The following is a 10698-nucleotide window of genomic DNA, read 5'->3' on the forward strand; positions in this document are numbered from 1 at the left end:
ATTTTTTAATCTTCTTTTCTCTTTGCAAGAAATAGAGCAGACATTGCTAGACTGAGGCTGGCAAGGAAGAAGAGATGCTCTGACTTGCTAGTACCAGTTTCTGGAAGTTTATCCTTCGCTTCTTGTTTAGCTGCTACTTCCTTCATTTCTGATTTAGCAGTATCAACTGATTTCTGATCAAGTTTTTGTACTGCTGCATTTTGTGGTTTCTGATCCAGTTTCTCTGTTGATGGAGACTGTACGTGACCTCTAGGTTCGTCAGTTAATGGAGTTTGTGGTTTATGACCTGGTTCTCCTACTGATGGCGTTTGTGGTTTAGAAACTTGTTTATAAACTACTGCAAAATGTCCTAGCTGACTAGTTGTAAACTCAACTGTACCTTGACCATTTGTAAAGCTTACTGCCTCACCTGATGCAGTGTAGTATACTCCAGCTACTTCACTAGAAACTGGAAGTCGAACAAGCACTACACCCTTCGCTTGAACCTCATGCTTATCTTTATCAACTAAATGAAGAGCATAAGCATCAAATTTCACACCTTGTAGACTTTGGTCTGTTACTTTTTGAACTTTAAGATTAAGATCTGTAGCTAAATCTCTTGCTAGTCCTGCAACTACAACTCCTGTAGTCTTATCTGACAAGACACGAACACCTTCAGTTGGTTTTTCTACAGTAGGTGCGGCTTGATCACCTGCTGTTCCAATCGCACCTGTATACTCTGGTACTTCATGGACAGCGGCTTCAGCTCCATTTACACCTCCAGTAAATTCTGGAACTTCGTGGATAGCTACTTCATTTCCTGCTGTTCCCTTGACTGCATTGTACTCTGGTACTTCATGAACAGCGGCTTCAGCTGCGTTCACACCACCAGTAAACTCTGGTACTTCATGGATTGCGGCTTCAACACCATTTACACCACCTGTGAATTCTGGAAGGTCAACAACTGGTGCTGCTTCATCACCCTTGCTTGAAGTTGGAGTTTCAGGTTTAGGTTCTGGAGTTGGTTCTGGATCTGGAGTTGGAGTAGGTGTTTGGTCTTTCAATTGGCCGAGATAATCTGCAAAGAATTCAAGCATTCTATTTGTCAAGAGATGATTATCTGTTGCAAATTTCATGCTGGCAACAACACTTGCTACTTCCTCTTGATTGCTCTTATCAGTCAATTTTTGAGCTTTAGCCAAGGCTGCTTCATATGCACTTGTGTCAAGACCTGCTTCAGCAACTTGAGGACGAGCAAAGATCAATTCTGCAGCTGATTGATATTGATTACCACCATCTCCATAAGTTCTTGTTCCAGTTAGGACAATCTTCTTAGCTTTGATAGTCTTACCAAAGTCGATATCTTTTGGTTTGTTATTATCAGCCCAATTAGTTGCATTGAAGGTATGCTCCTTACCTGTTTCATCAGTAACAACAAGAGTCACATCTCGCAAGTTACCATTTGAACCTGAACCACGTGGAACATAACGGAAGCCTGTGATTTCAGTTGGTTCCTTCAAGACCATGGTTGCTGGTTTGCCAACATCTCCTCCGCTCCATGATGTATGCCATAGGCTAGACAAGTTGCCATCAAAGGCATTTTCAAGACCTTCTTGAGCTTGAGCAGGAGCTGTAAGACTAGCAAAGTCATCTGCTACAAGAGCAGTTTTCTTCATCACTAAAGCATCTTTAAGAGCATTAACTTTAGCAATTTCTGCTTTTGCCTCTTCTAGACTAATGTCATCATCTGCTTGACTGAGGTTAAAGACTGCTTCTTTCAAAGCATCCATACTTTCTTTGGTGTAGTTGGTCATGGCAACAGTTGGCAGATAGTTCTTGACAGCATTTTCTGTCATCATCTTACCAGTCAAGACAATCTCTTCGATTTGAAGTCTATCCATGATGAAGTCATTGTAACCACGGAAGTTTGCATTACCACCAGAATCTCCACGAGTATTGCTTGCATTTCCTGTAGAGTAGATACCTACCCATGTATCGCCAGTTTCTGCACCTGTCACGAGGAAGGTTGCTCGTTTCGCTTTCTTAGAATCTGTCCAAGTATTTGGCAATTCATGTACTTCCATATTGCTCGTTTGACCAGATTGGAATTCTCCCTTACCGACTACAAAGGCGTAAGTGTTGTCAGAACCAGCTTCATAGTCAAATGTGATACGGTAGGTCTTTCCTGCTTCAAAGCGGAAGTTTTGTGGAATTGTTTGGTAAACCAAGTTGCGACGACTTACGAGACCATTTGTCTTGAGTGACCAATTTCCTTCGATAACGTCATCAACTTTCTTGCCATTCCAATCACGTTGTGTGTATGGACCATGTTTTTCAGACAAGTGAGTACGGTTGTCTTCAACACCTTCGATACCACCGATGACAAATGGGAAGATACCTTGGCCGACATTTTCAAAGTCTTGTTTGAAAACTCCTGTTGCAGTATCATGACCGTCACCGTACATATTTGATTCATTTTCAAAAGTACGGATTTCATCGAAGTAAGTTGCCTCATCTCCTGCTTCACGACTCAAGGTCAAGGTTACATTTGATACATCTGAACCTGTTGTAAAGAAAGCATACATGTTTTGGAAGTAACTTGTGTTATCAACTGTTGCATTGCTTCGACGAGTATTGTGAGCATAGGCTTTTACATAGTTGAGGGCGAGTGACTTGTTGGTGTAGTTGGTTACTTCTTTTTCACCAGTATTAACAGTAATACTTGCTTTAGCATCACTACGGTTGTCGACACCGACATAAACTGCGTATTTAGTATTTGGTTTCAAGCCAGTCAATTTTTGAGTGAGACTAACTCTTTCTTTATTGCCTTGGATGCGGAGCATTTGGTTTGCACCTTGAGACTTGACGATTTCAGCCTTAGAAGCATCTCCTGAAATCTTCCAATGATCCAAAGATTCACTGTTAAATCCTTGGTCATAGATGTGCATTCCTTCACTCCATGACATTTCTGGATTTGTTTGTTTAGAACGATAGAGAACATATGGCTGATTTGCAGTGAGGTCAAGGGTAATCTTACCGTCTTTCACGGCAACTTCTTTTTCCTCAGTCTTACCTTGGTCAGTTAGTTTATAAAGGTAAACCTTACCATTTGCCCAGTCGCTAGGAAGTGTCCAAGTTGTTGCACCTGCTTCAGTATTGAAGTAGTACATTTTTTCCTTGTCACTTTCAAGCTTGTTACCATTTGCATCCCAGTTCCAAGGTGTCAAATAGGCTGAACCATCTTGAATCACACGATCGTTAAGTGTAACAATTCGTTCACGGTATTGTGGACTGTTGACATCATTTGATTTACGAGTTACCACAACCTTGTTATTTGCAGCATCAACCAATTCGACTTTCATTTCTGGAGTCCATTTATAGGTACTACCATTGTCAGTCATGGTTACTGGTTTGCCATCTTCCCATTTGCTGACTGTGAAGTGTTGGAAGTACTTAGTCATAACGTCATGAGCAAACAAGTTTGTTACATAACCGTTATAATCACTACGTCCTTGCCATCCTTCAAAGTCCTTCATGCTATAACCGCCTAGAAGTGGGTAGTCAGCTGCACCACCATAACTTCTGTAGTCCCCAACCCAAGAATCTTTTTGGTGGTTACGGATAAAGCGAGTGATGGCACTGTTAATACCTTTATTTGTATAGCCACCATAGGTCAAGTCAGCTGCCCAGTGTTGGAAGGTAGAATCATATTCACCACCATGGCCCCACTCAATAGCAAAGCGCCAACCTTGTTTGTTAATTTCTTTCGCAATAACGTGAGTTGCCCAGGCACCGTTGTCACCTGATTGACCGTTACCCCAAACGTCGACGTAGATGAAGTCTAGACCTTCACCCAACTCTTTCTTCAACTCTTCCCAACGAGCTAGACGCCCATGAGCGAGGTCATAACCAGCATCAATGTTGATACCTTGGTCAAGCCAGTTCCAACCGTAGCTATAGCTACCATCTGCATTTTTACGAAGAATATCTTCATTAAAGTATTTAGACTCTGGATATGTTTCTGAAGCGTTGACGTGGATACCGAGGTGGGCACCATATTTCTTAGCTTTCTCAATAAGAGTCTTAAAGTCTTCAACACCACCGATACGTTTACCGATGTCCGCATAGTTCAAGTGTCCAGAGTCATGTCCTTCACTTCCGTATCCCTTAAGCAGTACACCTTGACCAAGACCATCTGTATGGAGGTTGATCTTCTTGATACCATCCAAGGTCATGAGGAATGGGTTTTGAGCTTGTGAACCAAAGTTCATAGCGATACGGTAAGCAGTAATGTCTTTAACTTTTTCCCAACCTTGAGGGTTGTTCATGATGCTACGGTAAGCGATCGCACCATCTTGCCAGTCAACCTTATGGTCAGCATTGGCATCTTCCGTGATGACAACTTTTGCACTTGGAAGTTCTTGAGTGTATGCTGGGAAGACAACTCCATTGTGGGCTTTTTCCCATTGCCATTCAGAGCTATGAATTTCCACGTAGTTAGCATTGCCAATCGTATTCTTATAAGCTGTCAAACGTGTCCAGTCGTAAGAACCACCACCGTAGCTATTTTGTGAGTTACTCCATACACCAGCAGCGAGTTTATCTGTTGAAACAAATCCATACATATAGCCTTTGGCTAATTCTTTCATTGGATTTGTTACTTCGATATGGTCATCACCACTGACGTGAGTATTGTTTGACATGGTTGCCCCATCAAACTTAGCCCCTGCTTGATCGCTTGAAACAGATACCAAGGCATTTCCTAGGAAGCTGATTGAAGAAAGTAATTTACGTTCGTCATCAATCTTTTGTCCTGGTGTAACTTGGTTATGGTTGACAATCTTAGTCACATCAAAGTGAAGTTGGTTGTCCACCACTTGCAAACGAACTGTCATATCTGCATTGATGAGGTTTTCCTCATCACGGAGTTTCATTTCATACTCGGCAGTCGTTGCATTGACCTTCTTATAGGTAACTTCAGGAGTCACAGCGTGCTTATTAATCACAACTTGATTAATAGGTTGCACTTGACCTGGAAGCTTGTTGCCATTTAGGACGTACTCTTTAATACGTGGGAAGGCTTGGTCGATGACTGCTTTCAATACTGTAGATTCGATCGTGTCATATTTGACTTTGCTATCGTCTACTGTATCACCTTTTTCTTTTTCAGCAGCCTCTTGGTCGTTTTTCACGCCTTCTTGGTCATCTGTTTTAACATTTACAATGGTTCTCTCACTGCTATAGCTTCCAGCCTTAAGAACGATTTTCTTCTCATCTTTGAGCTTGTCATTTACAGCAGATGGTAAGGTAAGTGTGTCAAAAAGTTTGACATCATTGTTTGTTGCGTTAAGTTGTCCATCTGATTTGAGGCTGATCGTCAAGTGGTTGACAGAACCATTTACTGGTGCTGCAACACGTCCACCTTGGTACCAAAGTCCACTTCCATTTGACTTATATTCCCAGAACCATCCACCTTGGTCGTAACCTACAAAAACGTTGTTATCAGTGTCTTTGAATTTCATGAAGACACCGAAGCGAGATTTACCTGTTTCAGATTCTTCTTTAAAGGTCAAATCAACTGTGGCATTTCCATTAGCATCAACTGTCAAACCATCTTTTTCAAACAAGGCTGGTTTCTTACCATTGTCATTTTGAGCAGTTGAAGCTAGTTGGTTGTAACGAACTCCATTTTCTTCACGGATTGTTACTGTTCCCTGTTGGTCTTTATTTTCAACCGTTTTCCATTCTGGAGTAACTTCTTTTGATTCAGTCGGTTTATTCTCAGCTGGTTTGTTTTCTGCTGGTTTATTTTCTGCTGACTTGTTTTCAGCAGGTTTATTTTCTGCTGGTGTTTCTTCTTTTGGCTTATCTTCCTTAGGTTTATCCTCTTTTGGTTTTTCTTCCTTGTCCTCAACTTGTTTATCGAGAGCATCTAGACCAGCTGGTTTCGTTGTTTCAATACCCTTGATGTAGTTTTGAATCCACTCTAGCTGAGCAGGTGAGAAGAGAATACCTCCACTACGTTTACCAGATACACCATTTTGGTGAATACCAATCAATTTCCCATTTTCATCGAAAATACCGCCACCACTAGCACCTGGTTCACTTCCTTGATAGCTAATTCCACGAACACCTTCTCCGTGATTATTAATGTCCTCAACAGTTGTATTCAAAATCGGATCAAGTTCGCCTTTTGGATAGCCAAATACATGAACCTTATCTCCTACCTTAGTTGTAGCAGGCTTGTCAGTCACTTCAACTGGTGCATTTGCAAGAGGTGTACGAAGCTTAACGATTGCCAAGTCATTTTTATATCCTTTGAGGAATCCTTCACGGTCCCAGTGTTTTACATCATTTTTACTGAATTTGACGTCTGGAGCGCCTTGGTAAGAAATTGTATAAACATCGTCATCACTTTCAACATTATCAGCTACCTTACGATTATTTCCATCTGGAACATCTTTGATAAAGTTATGAGAAACAGACAAAACGAGATTTTCCCCGATAACAATACCACTACCGAGCCCAGCAGAGCTTTTAATTTCGACAGTCGCACCGTAGTTTAATACCCCATTTTTTGTTTTAGCTACTTCTTCTGGAACTAAGCTTTTATCTTCTTTTTCTAGTTCTTCTTTTGAGGCAGTGCGGCCATTTTCTTCAGCCTTATCAAGTTTTCCACGTAGTTCTTCAGGAAGAGTATCTGAAGCTGCTGAGCTTGTTGCAGTTGCAGTTTCTTTTTCTTTTGCCAGCAATTCTTCTTCAGTCTTTGGTCCTTCAGTTACTTCAGGAGAACCCTGATCTTCACCAGGTTTTGGTGCTTCAAAGTCATGCCCATCATCCTCTTTAGCATTGGCAAGAGCTGCCGCCAAATCAGCTGGCATATTCGCTGTTGAACCTGATTGTGCAGAATCTGCGAGGACAGTGCTAGTTCCAAAGAAAGCTGCACCAATCATAACAGAAGCAACCCCTAATGAAAATTTCCGAATACTATATTTGCAACGTTTTTCAAATAATCCTTTATCCATCGGTTTTTTTGTTCCTTTCAGTTTATCAAGTAAGCGTTTGCATTTTGTTTTAAAAAAATATCCTCCTCAATTTTTAAACACTTCTAGATAAACATATAATTTTTTCTATACCAATTTAATATATCAAAAACAGTTTAAAAAATCAATAGTTTAATAGGTAAAACTAGTAAAAGTAAAATCCAATTATTGGGCAAGTCTGAAACGATTTTCAGATGGCCTTATTTCTAAAGAAATCGCTATAAAAAAGGAAACTCTATCTAAAAAGTTAGACCAATTTTGACTAACTTTTTAAAAAAGTTTCCATGCATTTTTATACTATTTTTTCGTTTTTTATTGTTGTAAAACCTTTCGAGGCTTCGTTCCTTCTGCAGGTCCGATAACTCCAGCCATCTCTAATTCTTCCATCAAGCGCGTTGCTCGGTTAAAACCAACTGATAATCTACGTTGAATCATGGATGCGCTCGCTTTTTGAGTTTCAATGACCAGAGCCTTAGCTTCTTCAAATAGCGGATCTCCACCTTCATCTCCTGAGACAGACTCACCTTCTGTCTCAGAAACCTCTCCAGGATCAAAGCTTTCATCATAGTCAGCATCTGCTTGAGCCTTGATAAAGCTAACAATACGCTCAACATCATCATCCGAGATAAAGGAGCCTTGCAGACGAACAGGGTGGTTTTCATCGATTGGTTTAAAGAGCATGTCCCCTCGACCCAGGAGTTTCTCAGCACCATTTTCATCCAAAATAGTTCGAGAATCCGTTCCTGAAGATACAGCAAAGGCTACACGAGATGGTACATTGGCCTTAATCAAACCAGAAATAACATCAACCGACGGACGCTGCGTCGCAAGGATCATGTGAATACCAGCTGCACGCGCCTTCTGTCCAAGACGGATAATAGCATCTTCTACTTCCTTGCTGGCTACCATCATGAGGTCAGCTAACTCATCGACAATCACGACAATCAAAGGAAGAGGTACTTGTTTATACTCAGATTGAGTGTTGAATTCCTCTACCTTAGCATTGAAACCAGCAATATTACGAACGCCAATTTTGGCAAAGAGTTCATAGCGATTTTCCATCTCATCCACGACTTTTTGAAGGGCCTTGCTGGCCTTACGAGGATTCGTCACAACTGGAATCAAGAGGTGAGGAATATCATTATAGACTGACAGCTCAACCATCTTCGGATCCACCATCATAAACTTGACTTGGTCTGGACGCGCCTTCATGAGAATACTTGCAATGATACCATTGACTGCAACAGATTTACCAGAACCTGTCGAACCAGCTACTAGCAAGTGAGGCATTTTAGCAAGGTCGAAACTGCGAGCTGTACCATTGACAGCTTTCCCAAGGGGAATTTCTAGCAGATTTTCAGGTTTAGTTTGCGATTGTTCCCAGAGTTCTCGGAAAGATACGGTCGCAATTTCAGAGTTAGGCACTTCAATCCCGACTAAGGATTTCCCAGGAATTGGAGCTTCGATACGGACATCTTTCGCAGCCAAGGCCAGAGCCAAGTCATCTGCTAGATTGGAAATACGATTGACCCGCACACCAACGGCTGGCTTGACTTCGTACTTGGTAACTGATGGACCAATTTCAGCACGTTCAACCGTTACCTTAATACCGAAACTTGCAAAAGTTTCTTCCAAAATCTTGATATTCTCGCGAACGATTTTCTTTTCCTTGGACTGGTCTTTTGGCTTTTCGGGTGCAAAGAGTTGCAAGCTTGGAAGTTTGTATTCCAAAGCTTTTTTAGCAGAAAAATCTACCTCAACATCCTCATCCTCTAAGAACTCATCCTCTTCTGGAATGTCAACTTCGCTAGGAACTTCATAGTCTGTTTGAGGGAGAATAATTTCAGGTTCTACCCATTCTTCCTCAGGAAGAGGTGGTAAATCATCAAAATGAACAGGGGGCGCTTCTAAAATCTCGCCAGTTTCCATATCAACAGGAGGTATATCCAACAAGGCTTGTTCTGCTTGTTCTTTTTCTAGTCTTTCCTGTTCCTCTGCTTCCTTACGAGCTTTTTCTTCTTCTCGTTTGATGAAACGTTCTTGTTTTTTCTGCTCACGTCGCTCCATCCAAAGTGCAAAACGTGCTCCAAGAAAATCAGCAACGTCATAGACAGACCAAGGACTGACTAGAAGAGCACCGATCAAGATTAAGATGGCTCCGATAAAGTAAGTACCAATATTTGAAAAGAGAAAGGCGACTGGAATATAAAGGGCAACACCTAGAAGCCCTCCTCCAGCAAAGCTAGTCACACGAAAGCCTGTCAAATCTGTCAAAACTTGGGCTAAAGTCCCCTTAAAGACAGCCTGCTCGATGCCATATTTCCATACAAGATAAACTTCAAAAATCAACAATAAGCCTGAAAAAATGCAAAGAAAACCTGAGATTAGACCTTCTTGCTTCCGAATCCATTTGAAGAAAAAAAGATAGACTAGAACGACAAAGATGACCAGATAGGCTAGACTTCCTACTAGTAATCGAATAAGGTTATAGAGCGTGAGTCCAACTGCTCCTAATCTCAGAGCAGCGAACATTAAGCAAAAAGCTATGACTAAGGAAATTAACATCCGTTGGATAGCTTGCTTTCTTTCTAATTCAGCTTTTGACGGTCTCCGTCTTGTTTTATTTGTATTCTTGTTTGCCATGCTTCTATTATACCATATTTCAGAAACATCTAGAGAAATCAAAAAAATGACTGAATCTACTAGATACAATCATTTTTCGTTGATATTTCTGCACTTTCTTTTCTATATGATTTTTCAACAACCTTGTCTCACTATTTCTTTAAAAATCTAATTGCTGATTTTCTTGCCTTCTCAATCTTTTCGATTTCCAACTTCTCTACAGCAGATGTAGGAATCCATTTTTTCCCAAACAATACCTGGCCTGCTTCTACAATCAGAGCGCAAGCCTGTAAGTCCTTTTCTTCTGTAATTGCTTCACAAAACAAATCCTTCGTTTTTTCCATTAAGATTTCTTTTTTTACTTGATGAAAAGATAATTGCATTAGACTACTGGCAGACCAGGCACGACAAAGAGCATCTTGGTCAGTCAAGAGATGTTGTCCTAAGATTTCTATCTCACCTATTGAACCAATCCAACCTAGGGCAATGATTAGCTTTCTACGATTCGAAGCTTCTGAACTAGGTAAAAGAGAGATTAGAACAGGAAGTACTTGCTTGCAAGAAAACGCATAAAAATCTCTATGTCTTGCTTTGGAGAGGATTTTCGCTAGAAGATATACAATCAAAACGCGTTGACTCTCCACTTCCTCTTGATTGAGAGTTTCTAAAAGATAATCGATTCCCGCCTGCCCATGCTGGTCAAAACTCGCTTCAAAATTCAGGTCAGTTCCTTCCTCCCAATCGTTGCAAATGAGCTCAAAATGAAAGGCAATTTCTGGGCTCCTACCTAAATCAGCTATAAAATGAATTCGTTTAGAATCAGGAAAATTCTCCTCCACCAAGCTGGCATAGGTCTCTTGCAACTCTTCTTTTGTAAGATTTTGGCAATAAATCTTAGATTTCTCTAGTTTGTCGATTTCTTCTTTTCTAGAATCATTCATGACACTTATCTCCTCAAAGGTGTTTGTAGAACTTTAGTATTCTGTCATTTATACTCTTCGTAAATCAAATTCAAACCACGTCAGCGTCGCCTTACCATACTCAAGTAAAGCTT

Annotated in this window: 3 protein-coding genes; all 3 read right to left on the reverse strand. The window is 40.8% G+C overall.

Annotated elements, in window-relative coordinates; translation table 11 throughout:
- Window positions 1-5: 5 nt before the first annotated feature.
- On the reverse strand, window positions 6-7004 hold the full coding sequence (locus tag AAFQ93_RS08295) for a SpGH101 family endo-alpha-N-acetylgalactosaminidase (protein WP_375555164.1): 6999 nt from the start codon (window positions 7002-7004) through the stop codon (window positions 6-8).
- A 330-nt stretch (window positions 7005-7334) separates the two neighbouring features.
- On the reverse strand, window positions 7335-9665 hold the full coding sequence (locus AAFQ93_RS08300) for a DNA translocase FtsK (RefSeq protein WP_375555165.1): 2331 nt from the start codon (window positions 9663-9665) through the stop codon (window positions 7335-7337).
- A gap of 131 nt (window positions 9666-9796) precedes the next feature.
- Window positions 9797-10585, reverse strand: coding sequence for a HEAT repeat domain-containing protein (locus AAFQ93_RS08305; protein WP_375555166.1), 789 nt, complete (start codon window positions 10583-10585; stop codon window positions 9797-9799).
- Window positions 10586-10698 lie beyond the last annotated feature (113 nt).

This window comes from Streptococcus nidrosiense (assembly GCF_042140045.1).
Lineage (GTDB): Bacteria > Bacillota > Bacilli > Lactobacillales > Streptococcaceae > Streptococcus > Streptococcus nidrosiense.